Source organism: Bdellovibrionales bacterium, assembly GCA_016716765.1.
Lineage (GTDB): Bacteria > Bdellovibrionota > Bdellovibrionia > Bdellovibrionales > UBA1609 > JADJVA01.
The window spans coordinates 104693-131409 of sequence record JADJVA010000025.1 but is presented as its reverse complement, the minus strand read 5'-3'; the positions used below and the strand labels follow the sequence as shown (position 1 = coordinate 131409).

Here is a 26717-nt window from a genome sequence, read left to right as displayed (position 1 = left end):
CCGCTTTGGAGATAATCTGGATCGAATAAGTAATCTTAATTCCTAAGAGAACTCCTTTTCTAGCTCCAGAGTAAGTCTTGGGCTTCTGGTCTTTTGTTGCCGATAGGCTATTTATGAAATTTATAGATGAAGTATTGATCGTCGTGGCCTCTGGCAAGGGAGGGCCCGGTTGCGTGAGCTTTCGTAAGGAATCTATGATTCCTAGAGGAGGCCCAGACGGGGGAGATGGGGGAGATGGCGGAAATGTCATTATTCGAGTCAATCAGCATCTGAATAGCCTCCTTGACCTTCATCATCGTAAACTTTTACAGGCGGCCAACGGTGAGCCGGGTCTGCGTCAAAATATGAGCGGCAAACGTGGGCCAGACCTTATCGTTAATGTCCCAAAAGGCACTATTGTAAAGGACGAAGATGGCAAGATATTGGCCGATCTTGGTACCATTGATGATTTTGTCATCCTTGAAGGTGGTTTGGGGGGCAAAGGGAACACTTTCTATAAGAGTTCTGTCAATCAGGCCCCTTCAGTTGCACAAAAGGGGCTTCCAGGGGCTCAGAAATTGATTAAATTAGAACTGAAGCTTCTTGCTGATGTTGGAATTATCGGATTCCCAAATGCTGGTAAATCAACACTGATCTCTGCTATTTCTGCAGCGAAGCCAAAGATTGCTGATTACCCATTTACAACTCTTTCTCCGAACTTGGGAGTTGTCAGATATGGGGAAGACAGAAGTTATGTCGCGGCAGATATTCCGGGATTGGTCGTTGGGGCCCACCTTGGGCATGGTCTGGGAACTCAGTTTTTGCGACATATTCAGCGCACACAGGTATTCATTCATCTTGTTGATATTAGTGAAATGAGTCAGCGCGATCCGATCCAAGATTTTTTAGATATCAACAATGAGTTGAGAGAATATGACAAGCTTCATGAGAAGGAAGATGGATTCATTCCGCTCTCCTCGCGACCTCAGATTTTAGCTTTGAATAAATCGGATGTCGTCAGCGAGGAGCAATTGAGTGAGCTTGAGGCTAGATTTAATAGCCTCGGGGTCAAACCGATGATCATTTCAGCAGCGACTCGACACAACCTAAAAGAGTTGGTCTATGCAGCTGGTAGCTGGGTTTTTAAGGAGAGAACACATGAACAGTAAATCCATTGGTGTTTTTGGGGGAACCTTTAACCCCTTTCATATGGGACATCTTAATTGTGCTGTGACTCTTGTTGAAGAACTGGCCCTCGATGAAATACGTATAATTCCTTCTTATCAGAGTCCTGATCGAAACCCAATCGAGGGACCTAGTGCTGAGGATCGATTGGAAATGGCTGGGTTGGCCATCAAGCCGTATGCGCCATTCTTGATCTTAGATGATCGCGAGATTCGTCGCGGAGGCCTCAGTTATACAGTGGATACAATTCAGGATATTTTGTCAGAGAGTCCCGGAACAAATCTTTTTTTGATCATAGGTTCTGACCAGTTTGAGAAATTTGATCATTGGCGTAATTTCGAAGAGATACTGGAGCTGGCGAATGTGGTCGTGGCGAATCGTCCCGGCTATGATTTCCCAAAATTGAGAGAGGATTTCCCGCCCGGTTTACGCAGCAAAGTAAAAAGTTTCGATGGGAAGATAGCGACTTTAATCTCTGGTCGGAGCATTGAGTTTCATGAAATTAAGGACGTTGATGTTTCAGGAAGCGAGATTCGTCGGCGTCTGCGAGCAAAAGAGCCTTTGGTGGGATTGGTGCCTGAGCAAGTTGAGAATCTTATTGTCGAAAGAGGATGGTACAAGGATCTTCATAGCCGTATCAGTGACTATCGAAGTTTTACTTTAGAAGTCGGTAGGATTTTAAATGAGAAAAATGCTGTCAACGTTGTGGGATTTGATCTTGGTTCCCACCATCACTTAGCTGATTTTGTGGTTGTTTCCTCAGGCAGCAACACCCGTCAAACCGTGGCCATAGCGGACTATTTGTCTAAACAGGTGCGCGAAAAGTTTGGCATTTGGCCACAGAATATTGAAGGCAGATCTGAGGGACGATGGGTGATTTTGGATTATGGTGCTCTCATCGTTCATATCTTTTATGATTTTGTTAGAGGCGAATATCGCATTGAAGATCTTTGGCGGGATAAAAAGTCCTTAGATTTTTTAAATCCCCATGCTGAATTTCACAAGGCGAAAGGAAGTATCCCTTCTGTATGAAGGGTCTATTTCTCCATATTCAAACAAGCCGCGACCTCTGGTTTGATGAGGCTTTGGAGAGATATCTCACCAAACTTAATCATTTTTTTAGCTTTGAGGTGAAGAGAATTCAATCGGACTCCTCCTCTCGCATGGATCGCTCTCAAAAAGTTAAATCTGAAGACAAATTGATTCTTTCTTCCATCAAGGCGACTGATCTCGTGTTGGCATTTGACGAAAAAGGCCGCACTTTTGTTGATTCACGGGCGTTCTCTGCATTCTTAGTTAAAAAAATTGAAATGGGAAAGCCTCGCATTGTTTTTGTGGTCGGGGGGGCCTTCGGATTGGGAGCTGGTTTGCGGGAAAGGACTAGCGATTTGATTAGTTTAGGACCACTCACTCTCAACCATCATCTCGCCATGATCGTCGCTATGGAGCAAATTTATCGGGGCCTTACCATATGGAAGGGTATCCCCTATCACAATGATTAGATGTTTTAATTTAATGGAGAGACGGCTTAGGTTTCTATATCGGAGGTTTGCGGCACCGTTAAGATAGGAGTTGATCAAAACACGGGCCGTATAAATGCACACCTCCTGCCACTATGAATCTTATTTTTCGTCTTTTGAGAAGTTGCGCTATTTGTGGCATGCCAGAACCGGTAAACGACGGGATTTGCAAGTTTTGCCTCCGAAAATTGAGGCTCACCATAAATGATTTGTCCTGCGGCCGGAGTCCCTTGAAAGGACTAGACACCTTGGCATTATGGGATTGGGGTTTGAAAAATGATCAAACGATCAGGCGCTTGCTCATGAGTTTGAAAGGAGGAGGTGGCCTAGAGGCATTTAGGAAGGGATTAGTGCAATGGCTCATAGCCCGTTCAAATTGGAATCCTGAAGAATCCGTAAAAGATTGGATAGTCATTCCGGCCCCACCACGTATTGATGGTCAGCTGGATCACGCGGTCAAATTGGCACAAGAGATCGCTCAGAGCCTTGGAATCCCATTGTCCCAGCAGCTGCAACGAGGAGGGAGCGCCGGGGTCGTTCATCATCAGCTCCATCGACAAGAGCGACATCGCTCTGCAAGGGCCAATCTTCACTTACGGGAGGGGAGTAAAACCTATAGCAGAGTCATATTTGTTGACGATGTCATCACCACGGGCGCCACTGCCAATAGGGCGAGAGCCCTCTTGGGATATCCGGAATACTTCCAAGTTTGGGTGCTCGCTAGGCGGTTGGAGTGAACTCTACCGAGTATCATTTGCATCTGAAAAACCTTGAACTGGACCTTTCATCCTCTCCAATTTGTTGTTAAAAGCATCCAACGAGCCGGCGGATTCGCCAAGTTGTGAGATATCTAAGGAAAACCTGAGAGGAAGCCGCATCATGAGAGTCATTGTATTGATTTTGAGCCTGATATCAGGGGCCTCTTGCATGAGCGCTCCTGCCAAGCAGTCTGTCCAAGATGAAATGTGGGATGATATCGAAACGACTTCGCCCTCTGAAAAAGTAGATTTAAATGCAGGAGAGGGCTCAGCTACAATTTTACCGAGGATAAGCGACAAGAAGAAGTCTGAGAATAAAAATGAAGAGCCAAGTCCAGGGATCAAAAAATCAGCTAAACGCCCAAAAGGGAGTAACTATAATCATCAACAGGTCGGAGAAAAAACGAAAGAATCCAGAACCTTGAAAACTTCTAAGAATAGCTCTCAGGTCGCGCCCGAAATCAATGATATCAAGGCCGTAGTCGGCAAGTACAAAGATGCTCAAGCAGTTGGCATGAAGGTTGAAAAGAAAATACATCTTGCTTTGTTGGATGAGACGAAGTTAGGGAAGGGGCGGCTCTGGTTTTCGAAGGGACGCCTTAAGGTGCAAATTGATAAACCGGAAGGGTCTTTGTTGGTTGTGGACAATCATACAGTTTGGCTCGAGTCGAGACTAACAGATGATCCTTTGAGTTTGGTGCAGGTGACAAAGATGAAGGCGTCACAGATCAGGAAGTCAAATGCCCTTTTGGCCATTTTGTTTGGAGACGAGGCCGTATGGAGCAAATTCGAAATTGTTACTTCTCATCGTCAAAATGGGAACTTGCACCTAGAGTTGAGGCCTCAGCCTGGGGCCAAACTCTTAGATGTAACAAAGATAAAGATAGTGGTGAAAGAATCGCTATCAGAAATTGCAGAGATCACTTATTGGGATGAATTGGAAAATGAAACCAGTTACAAGTTTAGCGATGTAGATTTTGATGTCAGCCTATCCGCTAAGGATTTTAAATATTCGCCTCCTCCGGACGCAGAAATATCTGAATTTTAAGAAAGGTAATCATGGAAACGTTGAATGAAAAGATCCAACCCAAGAGAGTTCATTTTGTAAGTCTTGGGTGTCCTAAAAATTTGGTCGATACAGAAATCATGCTGGGCACTTTGAAGAATGACGGCTTTGTCGTTGTAGAGAATCCTGAAGATGCCGAAACCATAATAGTGAATACCTGCGGGTTCATTGAGGAAGCAAAAAAAGAATCCATTTCGAAAATTCTCGAACTGTCTGAATTAAAAAAGAGCGGTCGACTATCGAGACTGGTGGTAGCGGGCTGCCTCACACAGCGCTACAAAGGCGAGCTAGTTAAGGGATTGCCCGAGGCGGACTTATTTGTTGGTTCAGGGGAATTTCAAAATATTTCGACAATCATAAAGAATTCGGAGTTGGGATCAAAACAAAAGACTTTTTTTAATCTACCAACTTATCTCCAGGAAGAGAGTTCACCAAGGACCAATTCTCAACTCAGACATCGAGCCTATTTAAAAATTTCGGAGGGATGTAAAAAACGATGTTCTTTCTGTGCCATTCCATTGATTCGCGGAAATCTCCAGTCGAGGACGCTCAAAGCAGTGGTCAGCGAGGCTAAGTTGCTCGTTGCAGGGGGAGTCAGAGAGCTCATTGTGATCTCCCATGATTTCACTGATTATGGCTGGGATTTGCGAAAAAATAACCCGTCAGATGATGTGACTAACTCGACAAACCTTTTAAGAGCCCTTTCGGATGAGTCCGGAGCCGATTGGATTCGCGTTCTTTATATGTACCCAGATGGTATTAATACCGAGCTACTTCAGCTTTTCAAAGAGCGAAAAAATCTGGTGAAGTACTTTGATATGCCACTGCAGCACATAAATTCCCAAGTCTTAAAGCGAATGAACCGGCGCATGACACGCGAGCAAATTGAACATTCTTTGGACAGGATCAGACAAGAGATTCCAGATGCTGTCATTAGAACTCAATTTATTGTTGGGTTTCCAGGTGAAACTGAAGCCGAATTTCAGGAGCTAAAGGCCTTTGTTGCAAGTCAGAAGTTTGATCGAGTTGGGTGCTTCCCTTATTCTCGAGAAGAAGACACGAAGGCAGGCGAAATGAGCGACCAGATTGACGAAGCAACTAAATTGCGTCGGGCGGATGAGCTCATGGTGTTGCAAAGAGAAATCAGCCAAAACAGGCATCGGGCATACATTGGAAAAACGATCAGAGTTTTGGTAGAGGGAATTAGTGAGGAAACTGAACTCTTACTTCAAGGTCGTCATTCTCAGCAGGCCCCTGATATTGATGGCTTGACCTACATCAGTGCCGGTGAGGCAACAGTTGGAGAGATTGTGTCTGTTTTGGTTACCGATTCTCACGATTACGATCTGGTTGGAGAAATCGTGAGCGACGAGAATGCCTACTAAATAGTCGAGATTCTTAGGATAATCATTGACATCATTGGTCATATCTGGCTCGATGGACATGGGCACGGGGGAGGCGTCATGTTTTCGGGCAATTTAATTGTATTGTTTGTATATACAGTCATCATTTTTTTTGTCGTTAACGCTTTAGTAAACTAATGGTGTGTCAATTGACCGCTGTGTTTATCAATTGGGCAGTTTTGTAAATTCTGTCGAGGCCGCTGTTTTAAGTTGAGTGTTTTGTGATACTCAGCTAGCCACAAAAGAGTCATTGTGGATTTAAACGGAACCAAAAGAGAAGTTAAGCTTGAGAATTTCTTGGCTGCCCCCGATGCTGATATTATTGGTGATACATATTTGCGCTGCGGGTGTTGCCGCGGGCATAGATTTTCCCTCCGCTTTCCGCCAAGCAAAGGTTCTTGACGTCGGTGATATGACTTTTTCGATTTCAGGCACCAGAACTGAATTCAACTCTGAATTCAATGATCGTGGCATCAGAGTTAATGGTCATGACCTGGTTTTGCGGGAGTTGACTTGGCGACAGTTTATTCAAGAGTCTCCAGAATCGGAGAGAGTTCAGCTTCGGGCCTTACAGGCCCAAAAAGGCAAACTCGAAGACGATATCGCAATTATGGAGAAAGTTTACTCAGTGGCCGAAAGAACATTGATTCGTCCTTTCTGGGCATTTGGACTCTCGGATCAATGGACTCTGGGAGCCAGATTGTCGATCGTGGCTGAAAACCGATTGGTTAGTCGACAAAAGGAATGGACGAGCAATGAAGAGAATCAATCGAGAGTTCTCAGCCGATATCAATCTGTTTCAGGTATAGGGCCGTCGGCCCCGGGGGACGAAGAAGAGGGACGACAACTTTTTGAGGGTCTGTCGTCTGGCGTTCGCTATCACATCGGGGATGTCGAAATTCTTGGGGCTTATTTGGTGAATCAAAGCCCAAATAGATCTTGGGTTTTGAGGCATGCTTTGGTTCTTCCAACCTCGCCCCCCTTGAATCCCTATAGTATTGACCCCTTCATGACCAACGAGGGACAGCTTGATCTTGGCTTAGACAGTCTGTGGCAGTGGTGGTGGGGTCCAAACTGGAGTGTGACAGCCTCTCTTGGTTACCTTCTGCAGCTACCAGATGTAATCGCAATGCGAGTGCTTGAGAAGGGGCGATCATTTGTGGACGGGGATATCGACTCGGATGTTGTGAGAAATCCGGGGGATGAGGTGAGCGCAGAGTTGATTGTTTTTCGAAAGCTGACCTCATCTTGGCTTGTTCGTACCGGATTTTCTTTTTCGAGAAAGGAAGCAGACCGTTTTTCAGGTCGTCGTTTTGAAGGCGGTCGATATGAGCTGCTGAGTGATCACACGGCGGCTAAAAGGCAGGAGGGGCGCTTTGGAATAACCTATGAACAACAAGGCCTTCGTGAAATTTGGACACGCAGCCTACGTCTGCTAGGTGCTCATTTCGATGCCTATGTTCCGTTGTGGGGAGCAAATTCCTCTGCAAATTCAGTATTTGAATTGGGAGTATCCTTTGCGTATTGATTGTAAACTGGCCAACTGCGCGTGTCTCGGATGCAACAGATTCACCGAGGGCTTGTGGGCAAGTTTATGACGACCTGAGCCTGAGAGAATTTATTGAGCGTAAATATAAATGTCTCGGTAATTGCGTCCGAGATCTTCTGAATCCATTCCGTACCCAACGACAAATCGGTCCTCAATTGTACGACCCACATAGTCGGGTTTGATCGGTAACTCACGTCTCGCCGGTTTATCCAAAAGTGCTACGATCTTTACCGAGGCCGGACGAGAGGCAAGAAGGCGTTGTTCAAGAAAGCTGAGAGTACGGCCAGCATCTATTATTTCCTCAACAATCAAAACATGGCGACCAGTGATATCAATGTTAATATCCTTAACAATCTTAACACCTTTGCCTTTTGGTGATGTGAGGTGAACAAAGTCTATAGTTTGTGGCAAACGAATTTTTCTCATTAGGTCAGCGACAAAAAGGACTGATCCTCTCAGAGGGCAGATCATCACAAGCTCAGTCTTCTCGTAGTCTCCCTCAATTTCCTCAGCCAGACGGCTCACCATTGCATCAATTTCTTGGGCTGTTATGAAAGGGATCATTCGCTCTCTAAGCTTTTTCATGGTTCCTCATTGACTTGCAAGGTCGGAATTATTTGTGAGTTCAACGGATTGGGCTTGTCTCAGGAGTCGTGTTGCCTCCGTGTGACTAGGATCGCGCTGCAATACGGATTCCCATTGAGCAACGCCTTCAGGAACTTGTCCTGAATCGTAGTACAACTGTCCCAGACGCACGCGTGCTGTGCTAAAAGCGGGAAAATCTCTGACTATAAGATTCAGTTCCTTGATGGCTCTTCCATAGTCTTCCAGTTTTACATAACACTCGGCAATCTTCATGGTGAGTTCAGCCTTCCGACTCGAAAGACTAAGTGCCTTATAGTATTGGTCAAGACCTTCTTTGATGCGATTGTAGCGAAAATAAAGTTCACCCAATTCATCGTGTTTTATAGCTAATTTTTCATTTATATAGGGATCAGAATCCGCCCTATGGCGGTCAAGCATGACCTGGGCTTCTTCAAATACCTTGCGTCCTTCATCATATCGTCCAAGGTCATTTAAGATGATACTGAGACCAATTGATGCATCAGTGAAGGATGGCTCGATTTCCAATGCTCTTCGAAAGGCACGAATGGCTTTATTAAATTTCCCTTGATCGTAATAGATTGTGCCTAACATGTGAAATATGTCGGCGGACTTGGTCCCACGCAGGATGAGTTGATTGAGAATAGGCTCTGCGGCTGAATACTTATTTATTTTGAAATATTCTTTGGCCGTAACTAACAAATCATCATGGTCGCTATTTTGTAATGTCATTGCCCAATTCTCTCTCTATCCTTTGTGCTTCAGTGGAGTTTGGATGCTGGGAAACGAGCATTTTATAGTATTTGAGAAACTTGGAATTGTCCTTCAGATGATGGGCGCTGACTGAAGCTCCGTAGAGAGCGCGAGGCTCGTATCCCAGCGCAGGATATTTTTCAAGGAGGTCTTCAAATCGTCCCAAAGCACTTCCGTACTGATCGCGAATGAAATAGAAGTCAGCTATATAAAGTTCTTTGTCGGCCAACATTTTTAAACACTTGATTTTATAGTCCTTGGCCTTTGGGGCAAACTCTCCGTTGGAATAGCTTTGCACCACCTCATCAAAGTATAGAATGGCCTTGTTCGCGATTGAAAGATCGCGATCGATCGTTTCGGGGAGTTGAAAAAAATAGCTGAGCGCCAACTGATAAGTCACGTAATCGGATCTGGGGTGACGAGGATGGAAATCCTTGAACATCTGATAGGCCGTCTGCGCCTCAATGTAATTTTCACGTTTAAAATGGATGTCCGCCACGCGAAGTTTGGCGTCCAAAGCCAATTTGTTATAGGGATGCTTATTTGCCACCTCTTGATACTGAGAGATGGCTTCTTCGTAGCGCTCGTCCTTTTCAAATTTCTGACCAATTTCATACGCTCCCTCGGGAGTATCCGAGCTGATCTTATCAGTCGAAGAGCACCCGAAGATTATGCCAACGAGAAGGATGGGCACCAAAGCCCCACTTTTTGTCATCATTGCGGCAGTCTAATGTTTTGGCCCATACGAAGTCAATAGTCTCAATCTGAGAGAGCTTGATTTCATGCGCTTGCTTCAGAATGAAGCCAAAAGCTGGTAGTTACAATTAGTTAGTGAGTTAGCTGCGAAAACCTACGAGATGCACATAGACGCTCGTAACTGTCACTTTCAGGGCGCTTGCGACAGGAATAGAAATAATCATTCCCAAGACTCCCATGAGTTGGGCGCCAACAATGATGGCTAGAATGACAGTTACGGGATGAAGATCAACTATCTTTGCTACGACCAAGGGGATGATGAAAAGCATATCAACAAGCTGGGTAATCAGATAAACTACAATCGTCAAAAAAAAGAAAAGAGATGACTCTCCATTGATCACGGCCATGACAAGCGCGGGAACCGCTCCGATAAAAGGACCGACGTAAGGTATTAAGTTTGTAAGTGCAGCAAATGCCGCCAGCAAGGAGGCATACCTTGCTCCTATGGCGAACAAGCCAATCCACATCAATAAGCCAACAAAAATGGATTCCATGAGTCGAGCTCGAACAAATTGGCCAATCTGATCATTAACCTGTGAGTAAAGGTTGAGAATCATTTCGAAAATGTTATTTGGAACCAATGACAAGATAATTTTCGAAAACCGCCTGCCGTCCTTGAGAAGAAAGAACGTAAGAAATGGGGCCAAAAGAAGCGTGGTGAATAGTTTCTGTAGAATGGAAGGAAGATCATCAAAAAGAGAACTCGTCCAACTGGTCAGGGTGAGCTCCACTTTTTGGCTGATATCAATATTAAAAAAGGTGCCAGAAAGCTTTACAAATATTGCCTCGCTATCCTTGATGAGCCTGGCAATTCCTTCGATGTAAATTGAGATCTCTGATTTAAAGCTAGTCATTTGATCAGAAATAAAGGGGAAAAGTGCAGTCAATAAGACGGCAAGAGTCAATGTCACCAGAGCGAAGATGAGAGTTACAGATAGGGTGCGATTAACTCCGCGGCGTTCAAGACGATTCACCAAAGGACTGAGTAAATAACTGAATACGAAGGCCAGAACTGTAGACAACAACAGGTTCTCGACAATAATCAAAACGAGGAAAACGAGGCCGACTGCCGCCAAAAAAAACAAGAGCCGTGTGATATTTTCTCTGCGAAGCTGAATCGAAGTTTTATTGGCAACCTTCATTGATCTGTCTGCTCATGGAAGGTCTGAATTTCCTGCCTCAATCGAGTGACCTTGTCAGAGGTCTCCTTGAGACGTCGTCCCAATACTTCACTCAAGCGAAAAAGAATTTGAACGCCCGTCGACGGGTTTCTTTCCGCGATCTCTATGAGATCCGGTTTAAAAAATCCCACGAGTTTAGTTTCTTCACAGGCAAGAGCCGTAGCTGTTCGCCGTCCCTTATCCTCTACGAGCGAAAGCTCTCCGAAAAAATCGTCTGGACCGAGCCGGGTGATATGCACAGAAGAGGCCTCTGGTTCAATTTGCTGCAGATCAGACACGAAAATATCAACGGAACCACTCACCACGATATACATACCGATTCCCAGCTCTCCTTGTTTAAAAATTGATTCCCCGGCATGGAAACTTCTGAGGTGAACAAGTTCTTTTAGAAAGCGCAGTTCTCGGGGAGAGAGAGATTCGAACAAAAAATTGCGACTTAGGACTCGAACGATATCGTTTTGTTGCGTCGAACGTTTAAAAATATTGTCCCATAAGGTGTTTACCATGGCTTTTTTCCAGAGTGATGAAAGAGCACAGATTTTTCAGTCCAGCCGGTGAGACCTCCCGGATAAGCCACCTGGACCCAATCCCCGGTGACCTTTTTGACAATAACTTCGTGGCCTTCCAAAATTTCGAAGAGACTCGCATCATCACCGCTAGGTCCGGAACGAATATCGATGTGCCCTGAAATGACCGTTGCGCGTGGGGAAAAATAATCGATTGCTCGAAAAAGAGTAAGTGTCACAAAAAGAAAAAAGAACACAGAAGATAGTATGCCCAAATAGGGAGTTGGTGGCAGCGGCAATTCCATTTTAAAAGCCTGACGTCTTTGGGCTGAGTATCGAATAAGGAAGATTCCTCCGAGAAGCAGCATAATTGCGGCTGCTGCCAAGGATTCATTCAGCGAAAACTTCAAAATAACTTCCTTGCGTATGATTTCCCAGCTTGAGAGGGCATCCGACTGAATCGGTCCCTTTTCTTTATTTGCTGTGGCAATTGCCCTTCTGGCCAATGAAAAATTTGGATCAAGATATAATGCTTTGCGCCAAGCGCCTAAAGCTCGGCCATATTTGCCAAGTTGATAGTCGGCCAGCCCTAGGTTGTAGAGGACGAAGGTATTGTCGGGTGATTTTTCAAAAGATAGAAAAAATTGCTCTTGAGCTTTGGCTATTTGACCTTGTTGGTAACTTTGAATAGCGGCCTGATAGGTCTCTAAACTGGAGAGATCCTTGTTAATTTCAGCTTCGCTTCCAAGAATAGACCCAGGAGTGACCAAAAAAATAAGCAAAAAAATAATCCAAGGATGTTTTCGCATGTCCGGCCATTTTAAAGAGAAGCGTGGAAGATGTCCATTGAGTCTTTGCTAATTTGCTGCATGGCTGTGTGCCATATCTTGCTGTTAAGCGGTGCTCACGATTAGAATCAGAGGACTGTGTTAAACAAAATGGGAGTAGTTTGAAATGCTTATTGGAGAGGGTATTCAAAAATCATCTCGGATAAAGAAGATGATCCAGGAGCTGGTAGCTGAAGTTCGGACGACCTGTTCTCAGGTGAGCCATTCAAAAAATTCTGATCCGGATCTGGAAGTTTCCTATAAGAATTTGGTGGAGGAATTTGGTCGCTATCGAGGACGTGAACTTTTTTATCCTTACATCGGATCGGGAGCGGGTCGTGGTCCTTACGTAGAGTTACGGGATGGCAGTGTAAAAATGGATCTCATAAACGGGATTGGCATTCATCTCATGGGACACAGTCACCCTGACTTGATAGAGGCGGCCCTTTGGGGAAGTCTTTCAGATGTAACAATTCAAGGTAATCTCCAGCCCAACGTCGAGTACGGTGAGATTTCCAGAAAGCTTGTGGAAATCGCAGGTCGAAAGAGCCGCTTGAAGCATGCCTGGGTGACGACGAGTGGATCGATGGCGAACGAGAACGCTCTGAAAGCCTGTCGGCAGAAAACTTCTCCCGCTCGCAAAATCTTGGCTTTCGATGCCGCTTTTGCCGGCCGCACGACGATGATGGCTGAAATAACAGATAACCCTTCCTTCAAACAAGGGCTACCCTCCTATGATGAAATTTTGAGACTGCCCTTTTACGACAAAAAAAATCCTGCCAGCGGAACCTCAGCTCTGAATATTTTGAAGAGTCACATTGCCAATAATAAAAAAGATATTTGTGGATTCATGTTTGAACCTATGCAAGGAGAAGGCGGTTACAATGCGGCTCCAAGGGAATTTTTTATACCTCTATTCGAAGAGTGTAAAAGGGAGGGAATCCCTATCTGGGCTGACGAAGTTCAGACTTTCTGTCGTACCGGACAGTTCTTTGCTTTTGAAACCCTCGATATAGGAGATTACATCGACGTTTGCACGGTCGCTAAAACATTGCAGACGGGCGCTACTCTGTTTACGGGAGACATGAACCCAAAGCCCGGTCTCATCGCAGGGACATTTGCTGGCGCAAGTGTAGAGCTGAGAGTTGGATTAAAAATTCTCGAAATCATGGATACTGAGGGCTATATGGGACCCGAGGGGAAAGTCATAAAAATACATCGAGAGTTTATTGGAATGTTAAATAGACTCAATGAAACTTCTTGCAAAGGAAAGCTTCAAGATGCGGGAGGGATGGGGCTCATGGTGGCTGTCACCCCCTTAGATGGAAGCAAAGAACGGGTTGGAGATTTGCTCAAAAGGCTTTATGCCAATGGACTTATTGCATTTAATTGCGGACGAGGTCCGTTTCGGCTTAGATTTCTCATTCCGGCCATTATGACGAAAGAAGATATTGTTAACGCCGGGTCCATCATTGAGAAGTCTATTTTGGAGATGAATTGAGCTTTATTCAGTGTTGCCGTCATTTAATTTCCTTGGACACAAGTCCTGCTGGAGACGTCAGGGCGGCAGTGGACTATCTTGCTGAGGTCGGCAAGGATCTCGGTTTTCGAGCAGATATCCAGATGGAGTCACTCGGCGGTGTTGAACAAGCTAACTTGCTTCTTTTTCCTCGCGGTGGGCCTCCACGAGATAAATTAATGTTACAAACTCATTTGGATACGGTAGATCCCGGAATCTATTCCATGTGGACCAAAACAGGTGCCAATCCGTTTAATGCAAGCATCTATAATCGCGAACTTTTTGGCCTTGGTTCCGCCGATACCAAACTGGATTTTCTATGTAAAATGTTTGCGACAGGCGAATTATGCGGACGCGACCTTAAACGATCATTTGTGTTAGTTGGCACTTATGGCGCTCAATCTGCCATGGCAGGCGCCATTCGCTTGATTCGCAAAAGGAAGGTTGCAGTTAAATATGCCTTGGTTGGCGAACCTACTGGTTTACGCCTAATGGGTTCAGGTCAAGGGCTTGCAGTCGTCGAAGTCCGGGTCCCTTTTTCTGCGGAAGAACGAAAATATCGCCTGGACCATGATACATTTGAGAGCAGCTCGTCGCAAAGTAAAATCTTTTCGGGCAAGGCCGCTCATTCAACAGTTCCACATTTGGGAGAGAGCGCAATTGTTAAGATGTTTCAGTTCTTGGAATATTTGCCTGAGGGTATAGCGATTATGGAGCTAGATGGTGGATTGAACTATAATTCTATCCCAGCTAATGCTTATCTCGAATTTGATTTGGTAGGAGGATTGAGGAATTCAGTGGTTAATAAAATAATGAAAATTTGGAGCGTGGTGAAGGAGCTAAATGAGGAATTTCTCATGTATAAGGACGAAGGATTTGCATATCCCTACCCTTCACTCAATATCGGAGCCATCCGAACTTCGGAGGTTGGAATCCTTATCACAGGAAGTTGTCGGCTCCTTCCCAGTGTTTCTCAAGATGTTTATGATAGATGGATCAGTCAGCTACGCCTCATGTGCGAACAGGTCGGAGCTGAATTTATTCTTCGAGATTACAAGGCAGCATTTGTGGCTCCATTGAAATCGGAATTTAACTCTATTTGTCATGAGGCTTTGGCAGCTCAGGGAATTTCGGAGGACTTTGGCAAACTATCCGCGAGTACTGAAGCGAGTGTGTTTCAACGGCTAGGGATAGAGTGCTTGGTTTTTGGGCCAGGACTAAGCATTGGAAACTCACACGCTCCGAATGAATTTGTCAGTCTCGATGATTTGGATGTAGCCAGGAGATTTTACCGAGGAGTGGTTGAGAGGTTTTGTCTATGAATTTTGTTGTAAGGGTGGCGAATCAGGATGATTTAGCGGCACTTTTTGAACTTGCGAGTCAGTTTACTCTTCTTAATTTGCCTGCAGATAAAAAGATCCTGGCAAAGAAGATCGAAAACAGCCAATTGTCTTTTCGGGGAAAAAAGAAAATTGCTGACGCTGAATATATTTTCGTTGCGGAGGATCTTGAGAATAACTTTATTTCGGCCAGTTCCCTCATTGTAGCCAAAACGGGCACTCCAACTTCTCCAAACTATAGTTTTCAAGTTCTCAAGAAAGAGCGTTTTAGCCAGGAATTGGGAATTGGATTTATACATCAAATTCTCAGATTGCGAGTAAATACGGATGGCGCAACAGAAGTTGGTGGTTTGGTGGTGGATCGTAGCTATCGTAGGCGACCTGAAAAAGTTGGCAAGATAGTCAGCCTCACAAGGTTCGCCTATATAGCCATGTGCCCTGATCGCTTTGAAACCGAGCTGCATTCTGAAATGGCTCCGCCCTTGACGGATGAGGGGAGAAGTGAATTTTGGGAATCGTTGGGACGTCGTTTTACGGGGATGCCCTATAAGGAAGCGGATCTCCTGAGCCAGCAGAATAATAATTTTATTCACAGTCTCTTTCCAGAGGAAGATATTTATCTGTGCCTGCTAGATTCGAGAGCACGCTTAGTGTTGGGGAGAGTTGGGGAAGAAACTCAAGCGGCACTGCACATGCTGGAAAAACTCGGATTTAAATATAAAAATGAAGTGGATCCCTTTGATGGGGGCCCCCATCTGGGCGTTAAAGTGAGCGAAGTAAGCTTGATCAGGAACGGAAAAATGGCTTTGGTTGGAAAAAAGAAGCGAGTTTTATTCGATAAGATCGGCGTTGTAGGATTTGGTAAGGGTCATGACTTTAGGGGTGGCTTTTCATCATATTCGCAACAGGGAGACGCAGTTTACTTTCCAGATAAAACCTGGTCTGCTTTGAAGTTGAGGTTGGGCGCTGAGATTTTCGTATCGCCAGTTTAGAACTGAATCGGAGGAACTATGTCCACTCAGGTGAATCATAAGTATTTAGGGGATTTTATTGATGGGCGATTCCTTATTTCGGAGCGACCGGACGGAAGCTGGTCCAATCTGAGTCCTGCGAATCTGAAGGAAACGACTCTTGAGCTTTCCTTTCGCAATGACCATGTGGATGAAGCTTGTGGAGCGGCCAAAAAGGCCTTTCGTGAATGGTGCCATTTAAAGCTACAGGATCGTTTGGGATATCTTTTGAAATTGAAGGAGGTCTATATTGCCCACGAAGAACAAATGGCGGAAGTGATTGCTCGAGAAACGGGAAAGCCCCTCTGGGAAGCCCGCAATGAGAGCAAAGCTCTATCGAGTAAGATTGACATCACTCTCAATCATTCTCTTAAGCTGGTCCAGGATGAAAAAGTTGAAAATGCTCTTCCTCGGGTGGATGGGTTTATAAAATATAAACCGCGCGGAGTGATGGCAGTTGTTGGACCATTCAATTTTCCAGCGCACTTACCAAACGGACATATTGTTCCAGCGCTTGCAACGGGCAATACAATTGTGTTTAAACCCTCAGATAAAACACCTGCCACTGGACAGCTGATGGCTGAGATCTTCAAAAAGGCAGGATTTCCAAATGGCGTTTTTAATTTGATTCAAGGCAGGGGGGACACAGGGAAGCGGCTTGCAGGCCATGAGTTGGTAGATGGAGTTTTGTTTACAGGATCATATGAGGTGGGATTAAAGATAAAACAAGATACCATTCATCACTATTGGAAAATTCTTGCTTTAGAAATGGGTGGGAAAAATTCAACCCTCGTTTGGAAAGATGCTGACCTCAAGAAAAGCGTATACGAAACCCTTTTGGGTGCTTTTTTAACAACGGGACAGCGCTGCAGTGGCACGAGCAGAGTTATTCTGCATAAGGATATTTACGATAAGTTTCTGGATCAATTCTATCGTCATGCTAAAAAACTGAGTATTGGCTATTGGAGGGATAACCCGTTCATGGGTCCGCTCATCAGTTCAGATTCGGTAGACAATTATATTCGGTTTCAAGAAATCGCTAAACGTGAGGGCGCGGAAAGCATGATGAGAGGAAAGGTCCTGGAGTTGAATCATCCTGGCTATTACGTTACTCCTAGCATCAATCTGGTTGAGAAGCTGGACAGCAAATCGGTTTATCAAAAAAGCGAGATATTTGGTCCAAACGTGGCTGTTTACAAAGTTGGAGATTTTGAGGAAGCAATGGAAATAAACAATTCCGGAGGGTTCGGACTGGTATTGGCAATGTTCTGTAAAGACCGATCACTTTATGAAAGGGCTCTTTTGGAGGCTCGCGTGGGGCTCTTGAATTGGAATCGAACAACAAATGGTGCCAGTTCAAAATTGCCATTTGGGGGCATGGGTAAGTCCGGAAACGACCGTTCTTCAGCACATTTTGCAGTCAATTATTGCACGGTGCCGGTTTCCTGTCTTGAAGATTTGAATCCCTATGAGACGGGGCAGGATATGCCAGGAATGAATTACGAGTTCTCGCCGTGAAACAGATCATTGGTTTGCTTGTCTCGTTCCTTTTCATTTGCATGGTAGCTATTGCATGGAAGTTTTTTATTTTTATTAAAGGGCCTACGCAGAGCCCCTCTGATTCTGTTGTATTTGAGGTTTCCAAGGGGTTGAGTTTTCGAAGTATAGCTGAATTGCTAGAAGAAAAGGGAATTGTCACAGACAAAGATTTACTTATTATTTATGCACGGTTCACGGGCTATGGCAAAAGACTAAGGGCTGGGGAATACATGCTGGATAGAAGTTCGTCCCCTCGGACCGTTTTGGAGATTCTCTCTTCAGGAAAGAGCATTCAACACTTGGTGACGTTTCCAGAGGGAATCAATATTTTTGAAATAGCCAGTCAATTGGAAAAATTGGGATTCGGGTCGGCCAGAGATTTTGTTAAGCTCGCGCACGATAAAAAATTGATTTACCAACTTCTCAAAGCGGACCTCCGTTCCTTTGAAGGATACCTTTTTCCAGAAACATATGGTTTTACCAAATATACTTCACAGAGAGAGATCGTCGAGGTCATGGTAAATCGCTTTCTTGAGGTTTACTCTGAGATTTCAAAAGGGGCAGGAAATGCTATGGGTAGGCATAAAACTGTCACTTTGGCGAGCATTGTCGAGAAGGAAACAGGAGCCGGACCTGAGCGGGCCCGGATCGCCTCGGTATTTTTCAACCGTCTTCGCAAAGGCATGAGACTTCAAAGCGATCCGACGATTCTCTACGGTATTATGGAAAAAACCGGGGAGATGAAAATGAATATCACCCGAGAGGACTTAAAGGAGTATACGGCCTATAACACATATCGTGTCGACGCCCTTCCTGCTGGACCAATCGCAAATCCTGGTAAGGAAGCCTTGAGGGCTACTCTGAATCCAGAAAATTCAAATTATCTATATTTTGTTAGCCGAAATGATGGAACTCATGTGTTTTCGGAGTCTCTTCAAGACCACAATCAAGCTGTAAGGACTTTTCAGCTTGATCCTCAGCAACGCGAGGGGAAGTCGTGGCGAAATTTACGCGATAAAAAAAGTGCCTCGCACAAGTGATCTCAATTTTTAATTAGCCCTTCACTGGGCAGCTTCAACTGGCTTTTTGATCTCAGGAGCAGCAGGGGCAGTAAATTCATAACGAAACAATGTGCTCAAACTTGTTGAATCTGAGTTCGTCGTTGAGCGCAACTCAAACTGATTGCCATCATTCGAGAGTTTGTAAAAGAAAAACTCCCCTCCCTTTTTCTGGTAAAGCTTTTCTGGGGTGGGAGGTTTTTCATTATTGTCCAGATCTTCAACGAGCGGGGACCTCAGAAAATAGCCGTCGAAATCGACAACGAAGCTAGCGATGGAGTAAGTGGTTTTTCCAGATTCATCTAATTTCATCGATTTCATTCCACTTGTAGCCTGATTCAAGTGCAGTTGTGTTTCCTGCTTAAAACCTCTTACACAAACGATCGAGGACTGAGTTTGACCCGTCTTTTTGTCAATCTGATTTCTTACGTGAAACATCAGATTGTTGGTTTTATCAGAATAAAATAACTCTGCCTGTAGATACTTATATTCGCCAGCTGGAACTTCTTTGGACTCGGGATTTAGCGATATTTTTTGAACGTTGCTCTCCTGGATATCGACTTTTATCGGATTGTAGTCGCTTGCACATTGCTTTCCGCGGGGACGGCTGCGACCAGCACCACAAGAGGAAAGGAATGTAATGGCTAGGGAAAAAACAAGAACAGACCGAACCATGAATCGCCTCCAAGAGCAGAGATAATACTAGGCGTCATTTGAATGTCAAGGACTTATAAACTGGCCCACTTGATTGTTGTTCCAAACTCCAAGGAAGCCTGGCTAAACCAATCTCAGGAGTCCAGGATCTTCAAACATGCGTTCGGCAGCAGCGCTCCCTTTGTGAGCACTGCACCAAGCCGAACTCGATCCTGAATTCCTGAGACTTGCTTCAGCCAGCTCCCTGTGTCTTGGATACAACAGAATCACCGAAGGCTTGCGGGCCAACCGCTGTATTAAAATCGAGATCCTTCTTCTCGAAGCTTTCACTGTCATTTGTCATGGACGACAGATTATTGATTTTTGCATGAGTCGAATGCCGGCCAAGGGGAGGTCAATCGCCTCATCCGTAAAACCTGGTGTACAACGAAAGATTCCAGAAGCCTTAAGGATCATATGTCATGATCGCCATCCGAAGTTGGAATCCTTGGTTGGCCCGCAAGCCTTCGGTGATTCTGTTGTGTCCAAAAGACACAGGGAGCTGGTTGAAGCAAATCTCAGGAATTCAGGATCGAGTTCGGCTTGGTGCAGCGCTCACAAAGGGAGCGCTGCTGCCGGACGCATGTTTGAAGATCCTGGACTCCTGAGATTTGCTTCAGCCAGGCTCCCTTGGAGTTTGGAACAACAATCAAGTGGGCCAGTTTACTCTCTCAAGGGGATGAGAGTGATCTTGTTTTGGGTTCAATCTTTAGAGTAATGGGGTTGAACGAATAGATGTTCAGGTGAGCCATTAGGCTTTCGTCAAAGGTGGGAGCGACTATTTCTGGGATATTGTCGCTATCAACATCATGAATAAAGAGATTGGAAGTCACTTTTCCAAAACTAAAATAACCGTCTCGGCGATCGGGGAGCTGAATTCGAGCAAGGAGCGGCCTTGTGCCCTCTGGCGTTCGGCCATAGATTTCTAGAAAAATTCCCTCACTTGTTCTAATTTTGATCACTTTAGCAACGCCGCCTTCAGCAAGGAGTGGACCGGAGGCAGAGGCAAGTATTTGGCGGAATTCTTTGTTGAGAGCTCCGCGAATGTAGTTACGTAGAGACGGATGAAAGACGCAAAGGAGGCCAATCAAGTAGATGCTTATGAAAAACCCCCGAGAAGCAACGCCGATAATAGACTTAAATCGGGGTGAGGGGCGAGGGGACGAGGAGATAGGAGGTGCAACTGCGCTCATTTTGTAATTCTACTCCTCGTGTGAATGTGTATCTAGTTTCCAAGGCGCAACTGATCAAAAACTGGCCCACTTGATTGTTGTTCCAAACTCCAAGGAAGCCTGGCTGAAGCAAAGCTCAGGAATTCAGGATCGAGTTCGGCTTGGTGCAGTGCTCACAAAGGGAGCGCTGCTGCCGGACGCATGTTTGAAGATCCTGGAATGCTGAGATTTGATTCAGAAAGGCACCCCTGATGTTTGGAGAAACAATCACGCAGGCCAGTTCAAGATCTCTTTATAACAAACGAAATCTGTCGACCCTGTGAGTTGTGGTCTCTGCGATAGGAAAAATAGTTCAAGTCGGTCAGGGTGTCAGAATCCTGTGTAAAGACTAATTTTGCACCAGCTCTTATCAACTGAGCTTGCACAATGCGAGAGAGATCGATGTAGGACTTTTTCTGGTCGTGATGAGAAAAAATGTATTCGCTTTCAGGTATGGACAGTTGAAGTCCAATGGGTCGAATTTGCTCAAGAACCTCCGTTCCTACCTCAAAGGAGCAAGCCTTGATATGCGGGCCAATATAAATTTCAGAACCCTCTATCGAGAATGGATGAGGGGCCCCATTGAGAATACCTCCGACAACTCCGCGCCAGCCTGCGTGTACCGCTGCGATTCCATTTTGCTTACAGATTAAAATGGGCAAACAATCTGCCGTTCGAACAACTAGCCCCAGATTTTCACGGGATGTAAAGTGGGCATCGGCGAGCGGGGGATCTCGATGGGCCTCTGTCCACCTTGAGGAGTGAACTTGCTGAAGTTGATGAAACTGAACATTTGGGAAGGACTTCTCCAACAGTTCGAAAGTCCCAAATCGATTTCCAAAAAAGAGAGTTGCATGGAGTCCGTGGTAAATAAATCCTACAGTTTGAGATTCAATTCTGAGTGGTTCAAACACGATCAAATCCAGTTTGAATGTAAAGATCCATGAGATCTTCCGGCCAGGTTATTTGAAACGCCAGGAGTTTTTTCGAGCTTGGATGGACAAAGGAAAGCTCTCTGGCACAAAGTGAAATCCTCCCCAAGTTAAAAATCAAGGAACGCAATCTCGGACTCTTTAGTCCCTTAGCCCTCTGCAGTCCGCCATAGATAGGATCTCCCACGATGGGGTACCCGAGCTCTGACAAATGCACTCGAATTTGGTGGGTGCGTCCCGTTTCAAGTCGGCATTCGATCAGAGAAAAGCCTTGAGGTGAAGTTTTTAGAGTTCGATAGTGAGTGACTGCCAATTTTCCTTTAGGCTCCGAGATTTGAGGATTCTTGTCTGTGGAGGCAAATTTTTTTCTATCATTGGGATGACGGCCGATGTGAGAACGCAGAGTTCCGGCGGAAGGGAAGGGGAGCCCATAGACGAGAGCCCAATAAATGCGATGGACGGTCTTTTCCCGGAATTGCTTTGCGAGGAAGGCATGACTGCGATCATTTTTGGCGACCACAAGAATGCCACTTGTGTCCTTATCGAGGCGATGAACGATACCGGGTCGATGGCTTTGAAAGCCCGAGGCAAGACTATTGGTATGATACACAAGGGCATTAACCAGGGTATCTTGCTTGTGGCCATTGCTCGGATGGACCACGATCCCTGCGGGCTTGTTGATGACAATAACGTCTTTGTCTTCATGTAGTATAGCCAAAGGAAAATTAAGAGGTTCGAGTTCTTGGGAAGCAATTGGCTCAGAAATTAATACGACAATACAATCTCCGACTTTCGGAATAAATGAAGCTTTCAAAGACTTGTCACCTTTAAGTACCGAACCAGACGAGAACAGTTGGGCCACTTGAGATCTGGAAGAGAACTCCGGTTTGCTGGCAAGAATTCGATCCAGTCTCGTACCAGCCTGATCTTCAGAAATGGTTATTTCAAGATTCCGAACTATCAAATCGGATTCAGAACTTTTCATTGCGATAAAGTGACATGTAGGAGTCAGCAACGATTTTCTCGTTGAGTCCTAGAATTTTTGCTACCTGCACGACGAACCCGCGAGTAAAAACAGGAGCAGGAAGGGATTTGAAATTGTTTGATTCGAGAGCACTCAAATAGGTTCGACTGATGCGCGTCTCCTGGCTGAGTTGATCAAGATTCACCTGTTTATAAATCCGAACTTTTTGAAGAAAAGCTCCATCGAAGACCCTCGTTTGATTAATCTCATTTTCAAAGTTTGGATCTATTTGATAGGCGCTGAAACGTGTTTTTCCGAATCCCTCAGGAACACGGTCTGCCTTAGGCTTGGATGGCTGGAAGTTTTTTGATTTACAGCGGTCGGCTCAATGGCGGTAGCATTCGTAATTCCAACACTTGCTACCGGTGCAGCACCAAGATTTGCTAACGATGCCGATGCCGATGCCGATGCCGATCCAACTTTGAGCGCTTGCTCTGGAACATGAAAATCTGGCAATTCGTCGGATGGATTTGCCGGGCCGAATTGAGTCTGATCCTTTTCTGTCATTTGCCGAATTAATTGCTTGTCGTAATCTTTTCTCTTGGTTTGGTTGCTCAGGGTGGAAAAAGCTTCCTCAATTAGACTCATCAGGTCACGTGCTTCTTCACGAGTGAACATGGAGTAGAGTGCAGGACTTTCAGGGGAATAAGTGTTTCGTGCTCGATGGTATGCGGCATGAATTTGTTGCTGAGTTGCATCTGATGCGACTTCAAGAATTTCATAATAAGTTTGGTCAGCCAGTCGATGATTCATCTTCTTATTTTATACCACAGCTTTTTGTTTTCTTGGACCAACGATTGTTCGGGCAATTCCCAGCATCTGAGCATATATCCGGCTGTGAGGATATTCTAGCAGGAGATGTTTCTTTTTTCGAAGCGACTGCCATACTGCATTATCGTAGTCGATATGTCCTAAAAATTGAGCTTTGATTCCAAAATATTTCCTGCAGACGCTCTCTATAGAAGGTCCGAGCGTAACATCACTCATTGTGCGGACTTGATTAAGAACAATTTGAATTTTCATGCTCTCCATTAAGTTTCGAAGTCGCTCGCCATTTTCTGGATCCTGTTTGGACACATAGAAAAGGAGATCGGCAGGTGAGCGAATTCCGTTAAGAGATTTGTTCGCCATGAGTTGGGAAATCAGGTTACCTAAATTTAATTGGAACTCAAATCGCTTCATTTTTCTGAAAAACGCAGATTTGATAAATCTGTAAGCATTTTCAACGCTGGAAGGATCTGGAGTCACAGTGATCAATTGGTGCGTTGCCATCAAAAACAAATCCAAGGTGGTTGAGTGAGTGCCTGCGCTTAGGTCAAGAATGATAAAGTCGGCCTTCGTGTGAAAAATAGAAGACATCAGAAGTGTTTTCTGATCTTCGGTGATGTTTGCCATGTCGTAGGAATCGTTAGATCCACTGATAAACCGGAGATTTTGATGGCCGGTTTGAACGGCGAGGCTTTCAAAATTAGCTACTTTGCCAGTTAAAAAGTCATGTATCGAGTGGGGAGGTGTATCTTCTCCGATGCAAGTGTGAAGATTGGCGGCACCCAGATCCAAGTCAATCAAAAGAGTATCGTATCCTAGGTTTGCAATAAAAATAGCCAGGCCAGAGCTAAAAAATGACTTTCCTACTCCTCCCTTGCCTCCTCCAACTGAAATAATGCGAGAGTCGGAATTCATCATTCCTCTCAGATAAAAGACTTTGTCTTTGTCGTTACCCCGAACGTCGGACATTCAGTTTCTCAAATCTTTGGTAAGGGTTTAAGTAGACCCTTCTTTAGCTTCTCTTCGGCTTCAGACGCGCGAATATAAAGAGGTTTAACGGATTGCCAATCATTTTGGGTATCTCGTCTGGCTTGCAGATCCAAACGAGAGGAAAAAAACTGGACTTGTGGCTCGTCTGGCTGATGCTTTCGCGCGACATAAGACTGAGCATGTTGTGAGGAAAAAACTTCTGATAAATATCGAAGGCGTTCCCTACGACGAGCGAGGGACCATTGAAGAGTTGAGAGATCTGATCTAAGCCCACAGCACGAGGAGAGACCACTTCTCGGAGAGAGCCCGTTTCTGTCCATGTGTAAGTGGCTCCATAAATCATATTTTTGAAGGCATTGGCCAAACAGACAATGGGGAGCTCTTGTCGATGAGTGCTTAAAGCCAGGGCTTCTAGGCTAGAATACCCAAAAAGGGGAGTCTTGAAGGAGTAGGCAAATGCTCTCATCATGTTGATTCCCACTCTGATACCCGTGAAACTCCCAGGACCCACTCCCACTCCAAAAAGATTAATTTCTCTCAATTGAAGCGCATTTCGTTCCAGCAGGATTCTAACGGCCCCGGTCACGACTTCGCTATGTGAAGATTCGCGCTGCCACTGCTGGCAGTCTCTGACGACGGCGTCTAAATATTTATCTGAACATTCCAGGAGTGAAAGCCCGCCACATGGAGAGCTCGTTTCTGCAATTAGTACTAATTTCATAACCCACTTTGTTAACAGATCTAAGGAGACTTCACAAAGCTTGTTATATCGTTAAACAAGGATAGTACCATGAGAGAGATAAGAAGGATAAGCCCAACTTGTTGGGCAATCTCCATTTTTCTCATGCTCAGGGGGGCTCCTCGCAAGGCCTCGATGACAAAAAATACCAGGTGTCCACCGTCCAAAATAGGAACGGGAAGAAGATTAATCAGAAAAAGATTGATGGAAATGATGGCCATCATTCTCAAAAATGCCGAAATGCCCATTTCGAAAGTCTGACTCGCCACTCTGCCAATGGTAATGACCCCACCGATATTTTTATGCGAAACTTGGGCCGTAAGGATTCTGAGAAAGCTAACCGCTATAGCTTTGGTCCAGTCGATTGTTTTTTCAAATCCATAAGAGACGGCCTCTGCAGGAGAATTTACCCGAAACAGAGTGAGTTCGGCTTGGGACTCCAGAATTGCCGGAATAATTCCAACGGTAAAGCGATTCTCTTCTTTCTGATTGCGATTCATGACCTCAGTCATCTCTGGTGCGATATCAACATCAATTGCCTTGCCCTCACGTGCAATTGAAAAATGAATGAGCTTGTCCTCAGACTTAAAAGCTTTGACCTTTCCGAGAACCTGATCCCATTTCTCCACAGGGGTTTTGTCGAGGCCGATGATTTTATCTCCGTCTCTCAAGCCAGCTCGAGCGGCCGGAGAATTCTCCTTAACCTGAAGCAGATACAGATCAGATTCTTCGAGTCCCAAGACATCAAGAAGGGATTTGGATTCATCAACCGTTTTGGAAAGCTTGTGAAAATCAGTTAGCACAACCGTCCGATTTTCAATATTCGCTTTCGCTGTGTAAGGACGAACCACCAGTTCCAACTTTTCGCTATTTCTATGTGCTTGAAGGGTGGGTTCGAGCTCCCAAAAGGAATTGACCTTCACCCCATTTATGGAAGTGATTATGTCAAAAGTCTTTAATCCGGCGAGGGCAGCAGGTGACTGAGGCGAGGAAACCCCAACCATTGAAGAGCGCCCACTTGGATCAAGCCCAGGAATTCTTGGGACGAGAGTATCGAGAGTGAGTATATTGTCGTTGGGCACAAGAGCCGGAGAAGCCTTAAGCGAAACAGTCTCTCCGCCCTCGAATCGGATTACCTTAAATTGAATTTCACGGTCAACGGAGGCTTCAATTTTTTTGGTGATCTGTGACCAATAGGAAATGGCCTCCTCGTTCATCGAGAGAATCTTATCGCCTGAACGAAAGCCAGCCTGAAAGGCAGAACTTTCTGGTTCAACATCTCCTAATCGCGGCCCCGGGACAAGTTCACCATTGAGACCTACAGCCATAAAGAGTGGTATTGCAAATAGAAAGTTCATCAGAGGGCCTGCCAAAACGATCGCTATTCTTTGGATGACTGGTTTGGATAGAAAGGCCCGGGACTTTTCGCTTTCTGGTATTTCTGCAGTTGGGTCATCTCCGTACATTTTGACATATCCGCCAAGAGGCACAATCGAGATGCAGTAAGTGGTCTCTCCACGAGTGAATTTTAAAATTTTCTTGCCAAATCCAAGGCTAAAAACTTCAACTCTTACTCCACACCATTTGGCGACCAAAAAATGGCCGAGCTCATGAACGAAAATAAGAAGGCCCAACAAAATAAGGAAGGGCCCAATTGCAGAAAGTCCCGATTGTAACCAATTAAGAATTAAATCCATTTCGGTATTCTAAATGTAGGAGCGGCGACACCAAAGCAAAAACCGCCAAGCAAGCGAAAGATTCTCAGATTTGGAATGAAATTCAGGGAGTAACTCGCCTAAGGTACCCAA

29 protein-coding genes are annotated in these 26717 nt (G+C 45.1%); 13 read left to right on the top strand and 16 right to left on the bottom strand.

Going from position 1 to position 26717, the window contains the following annotated elements:
- Positions 1 to 113: 113 nt before the first annotated feature.
- The 7 genes from obgE to IPL83_16905 all read left to right on the top strand — a co-directional run bounded on the left by obgE (position 114) and on the right by IPL83_16905 (position 7439).
- Positions 114 to 1148 (top strand): GTPase ObgE, encoded by a 1035-nt coding sequence (gene obgE, locus IPL83_16935; protein MBK9040811.1) that lies wholly within the window; start codon positions 114 to 116, stop codon positions 1146 to 1148.
- On the top strand, positions 1138 to 2196 hold the full coding sequence (nadD, locus tag IPL83_16930; GenBank protein MBK9040810.1) for a nicotinate (nicotinamide) nucleotide adenylyltransferase: 1059 nt from the start codon (positions 1138 to 1140) through the stop codon (positions 2194 to 2196). Before obgE ends, nadD begins: the two co-directional genes overlap by 11 nt.
- Positions 2193 to 2666, top strand: coding sequence for a 23S rRNA (pseudouridine(1915)-N(3))-methyltransferase RlmH (locus IPL83_16925; protein ID MBK9040809.1), 474 nt, complete (start codon positions 2193 to 2195; stop codon positions 2664 to 2666). The genes nadD and IPL83_16925 overlap by 4 nt, the downstream gene beginning before the upstream one ends.
- Before the next feature lie 368 nt (positions 2667 to 3034).
- Positions 3035 to 3421, top strand: coding sequence for a hypothetical protein (locus IPL83_16920; GenBank protein ID MBK9040808.1), 387 nt, complete (start codon positions 3035 to 3037; stop codon positions 3419 to 3421).
- A gap of 142 nt (positions 3422 to 3563) precedes the next feature.
- Positions 3564 to 4490 carry an outer membrane lipoprotein carrier protein LolA gene (locus tag IPL83_16915; GenBank protein ID MBK9040807.1) on the top strand — a complete coding sequence of 309 codons (927 nt, stop codon included), beginning with the start codon at positions 3564 to 3566 and terminating at the stop codon, positions 4488 to 4490.
- An 11-nt stretch (positions 4491 to 4501) separates the two neighbouring features.
- Complete coding sequence (rimO, locus tag IPL83_16910) at positions 4502 to 5893, top strand: 30S ribosomal protein S12 methylthiotransferase RimO (GenBank protein ID MBK9040806.1); 1392 nt, start codon at positions 4502 to 4504, stop codon at positions 5891 to 5893.
- 304 nt (positions 5894 to 6197) lie between these two features.
- Positions 6198 to 7439 (top strand): hypothetical protein, encoded by a 1242-nt coding sequence (locus IPL83_16905; protein ID MBK9040805.1) that lies wholly within the window; start codon positions 6198 to 6200, stop codon positions 7437 to 7439.
- 90 nt (positions 7440 to 7529) lie between these two features.
- On the opposite strand, the gene hpt is transcribed toward IPL83_16905, so the two are convergent.
- The 6 genes from hpt to IPL83_16875 form a co-directional block, all read right to left on the bottom strand.
- On the bottom strand, positions 7530 to 8045 hold the full coding sequence (gene hpt, locus IPL83_16900) for a hypoxanthine phosphoribosyltransferase (GenBank protein MBK9040804.1): 516 nt from the start codon (positions 8043 to 8045) through the stop codon (positions 7530 to 7532).
- 6 nt (positions 8046 to 8051) lie between these two features.
- Positions 8052 to 8795 (bottom strand): tetratricopeptide repeat protein, encoded by a 744-nt coding sequence (locus tag IPL83_16895; protein MBK9040803.1) that lies wholly within the window; start codon positions 8793 to 8795, stop codon positions 8052 to 8054.
- Positions 8779 to 9534 carry an outer membrane protein assembly factor BamD gene (bamD, locus tag IPL83_16890; protein ID MBK9040802.1) on the bottom strand — a complete coding sequence of 252 codons (756 nt, stop codon included), beginning with the start codon at positions 9532 to 9534 and terminating at the stop codon, positions 8779 to 8781. Before bamD ends, IPL83_16895 begins: the two co-directional genes overlap by 17 nt.
- Before the next feature lie 118 nt (positions 9535 to 9652).
- Positions 9653 to 10714 carry an AI-2E family transporter gene (locus IPL83_16885; protein MBK9040801.1) on the bottom strand — a complete coding sequence of 354 codons (1062 nt, stop codon included), beginning with the start codon at positions 10712 to 10714 and terminating at the stop codon, positions 9653 to 9655.
- Positions 10711 to 11259 carry a cyclic nucleotide-binding domain-containing protein gene (locus IPL83_16880; GenBank protein MBK9040800.1) on the bottom strand — a complete coding sequence of 183 codons (549 nt, stop codon included), beginning with the start codon at positions 11257 to 11259 and terminating at the stop codon, positions 10711 to 10713. Before IPL83_16880 ends, IPL83_16885 begins: the two co-directional genes overlap by 4 nt.
- The gene (locus tag IPL83_16875) at positions 11253 to 12041 is read right to left on the bottom strand and encodes a tetratricopeptide repeat protein (GenBank protein MBK9040799.1); all 789 of its coding nucleotides are present in this window, start codon (positions 12039 to 12041) and stop codon (positions 11253 to 11255) included. Before IPL83_16875 ends, IPL83_16880 begins: the two co-directional genes overlap by 7 nt.
- A 172-nt stretch (positions 12042 to 12213) precedes the next feature.
- Between IPL83_16875 and IPL83_16870 the strand changes: the two genes are divergently transcribed.
- From IPL83_16870 to mltG, 5 genes are read left to right on the top strand one after another with little or no spacing between them, the layout of a single operon-like run.
- Positions 12214 to 13587 carry an aminotransferase class III-fold pyridoxal phosphate-dependent enzyme gene (locus tag IPL83_16870; protein MBK9040798.1) on the top strand — a complete coding sequence of 458 codons (1374 nt, stop codon included), beginning with the start codon at positions 12214 to 12216 and terminating at the stop codon, positions 13585 to 13587.
- A complete protein-coding gene (locus tag IPL83_16865; protein ID MBK9040797.1) occupies positions 13584 to 14927 on the top strand; it encodes a M20/M25/M40 family metallo-hydrolase in 1344 nt (447 codons plus the stop codon). The genes IPL83_16870 and IPL83_16865 overlap by 4 nt, the downstream gene beginning before the upstream one ends.
- Positions 14924 to 15937, top strand: coding sequence for an arginine N-succinyltransferase (locus tag IPL83_16860; GenBank protein ID MBK9040796.1), 1014 nt, complete (start codon positions 14924 to 14926; stop codon positions 15935 to 15937). The genes IPL83_16865 and IPL83_16860 overlap by 4 nt, the downstream gene beginning before the upstream one ends.
- Before the next feature lie 18 nt (positions 15938 to 15955).
- Positions 15956 to 17473: a succinylglutamate-semialdehyde dehydrogenase gene (locus IPL83_16855; protein MBK9040795.1), complete on the top strand. Its 1518-nt coding sequence runs from the start codon at positions 15956 to 15958 to the stop codon at positions 17471 to 17473.
- The gene (gene mltG, locus IPL83_16850) at positions 17470 to 18534 is read left to right on the top strand and encodes an endolytic transglycosylase MltG (GenBank protein ID MBK9040794.1); all 1065 of its coding nucleotides are present in this window, start codon (positions 17470 to 17472) and stop codon (positions 18532 to 18534) included. Before IPL83_16855 ends, mltG begins: the two co-directional genes overlap by 4 nt.
- Before the next feature lie 21 nt (positions 18535 to 18555).
- Here the strand turns inward: mltG and IPL83_16845 are convergent, their stop codons facing one another.
- Positions 18556 to 19227, bottom strand: coding sequence for a hypothetical protein (locus IPL83_16845; GenBank protein MBK9040793.1), 672 nt, complete (start codon positions 19225 to 19227; stop codon positions 18556 to 18558).
- Positions 19228 to 19329: 102 nt separating this feature from the next.
- Entirely contained in the window at positions 19330 to 19536 is a 207-nt protein-coding gene (locus tag IPL83_16840) for a hypothetical protein (protein ID MBK9040792.1), read from the bottom strand.
- Positions 19537 to 19573: 37 nt separating this feature from the next.
- Here IPL83_16840 and IPL83_16835 point away from each other — a divergent pair, with 37 nt between their 5' ends.
- Positions 19574 to 19963, top strand: coding sequence for a hypothetical protein (locus IPL83_16835; GenBank protein ID MBK9040791.1), 390 nt, complete (start codon positions 19574 to 19576; stop codon positions 19961 to 19963).
- On the opposite strand, the gene IPL83_16830 is transcribed toward IPL83_16835, so the two are convergent.
- From IPL83_16830 to rseP, 8 genes are all read right to left on the bottom strand, one after another.
- Positions 19917 to 20438 (bottom strand): hypothetical protein, encoded by a 522-nt coding sequence (locus IPL83_16830; protein MBK9040790.1) that lies wholly within the window; start codon positions 20436 to 20438, stop codon positions 19917 to 19919. The genes IPL83_16835 and IPL83_16830 overlap by 47 nt on opposite strands.
- 260 nt (positions 20439 to 20698) lie before the next feature.
- Positions 20699 to 21370 (bottom strand): polyphenol oxidase family protein, encoded by a 672-nt coding sequence (locus tag IPL83_16825; GenBank protein MBK9040789.1) that lies wholly within the window; start codon positions 21368 to 21370, stop codon positions 20699 to 20701.
- The gene (locus IPL83_16820) at positions 21363 to 22352 is read right to left on the bottom strand and encodes an RluA family pseudouridine synthase (GenBank protein ID MBK9040788.1); all 990 of its coding nucleotides are present in this window, start codon (positions 22350 to 22352) and stop codon (positions 21363 to 21365) included. Before IPL83_16820 ends, IPL83_16825 begins: the two co-directional genes overlap by 8 nt.
- Before the next feature lie 7 nt (positions 22353 to 22359).
- Positions 22360 to 22557 (bottom strand): helix-turn-helix domain-containing protein, encoded by a 198-nt coding sequence (locus tag IPL83_16815; GenBank protein MBK9040787.1) that lies wholly within the window; start codon positions 22555 to 22557, stop codon positions 22360 to 22362.
- An 80-nt stretch (positions 22558 to 22637) separates the two neighbouring features.
- Positions 22638 to 23165, bottom strand: a complete 528-nt coding sequence (locus IPL83_16810; GenBank protein ID MBK9040786.1) for a DnaJ domain-containing protein — start codon at positions 23163 to 23165, stop codon at positions 22638 to 22640.
- 9 nt (positions 23166 to 23174) lie between these two features.
- On the bottom strand, positions 23175 to 24149 hold the full coding sequence (locus IPL83_16805; protein MBK9040785.1) for a P-loop NTPase: 975 nt from the start codon (positions 24147 to 24149) through the stop codon (positions 23175 to 23177).
- A gap of 43 nt (positions 24150 to 24192) precedes the next feature.
- The gene (gene tsaB / locus IPL83_16800; GenBank protein ID MBK9040784.1) at positions 24193 to 24891 is read right to left on the bottom strand and encodes a tRNA (adenosine(37)-N6)-threonylcarbamoyltransferase complex dimerization subunit type 1 TsaB; all 699 of its coding nucleotides are present in this window, start codon (positions 24889 to 24891) and stop codon (positions 24193 to 24195) included.
- A 20-nt stretch (positions 24892 to 24911) separates the two neighbouring features.
- Positions 24912 to 26606 (bottom strand): RIP metalloprotease RseP, encoded by a 1695-nt coding sequence (gene rseP / locus IPL83_16795; protein ID MBK9040783.1) that lies wholly within the window; start codon positions 26604 to 26606, stop codon positions 24912 to 24914.
- Positions 26607 to 26717 lie beyond the last annotated feature (111 nt).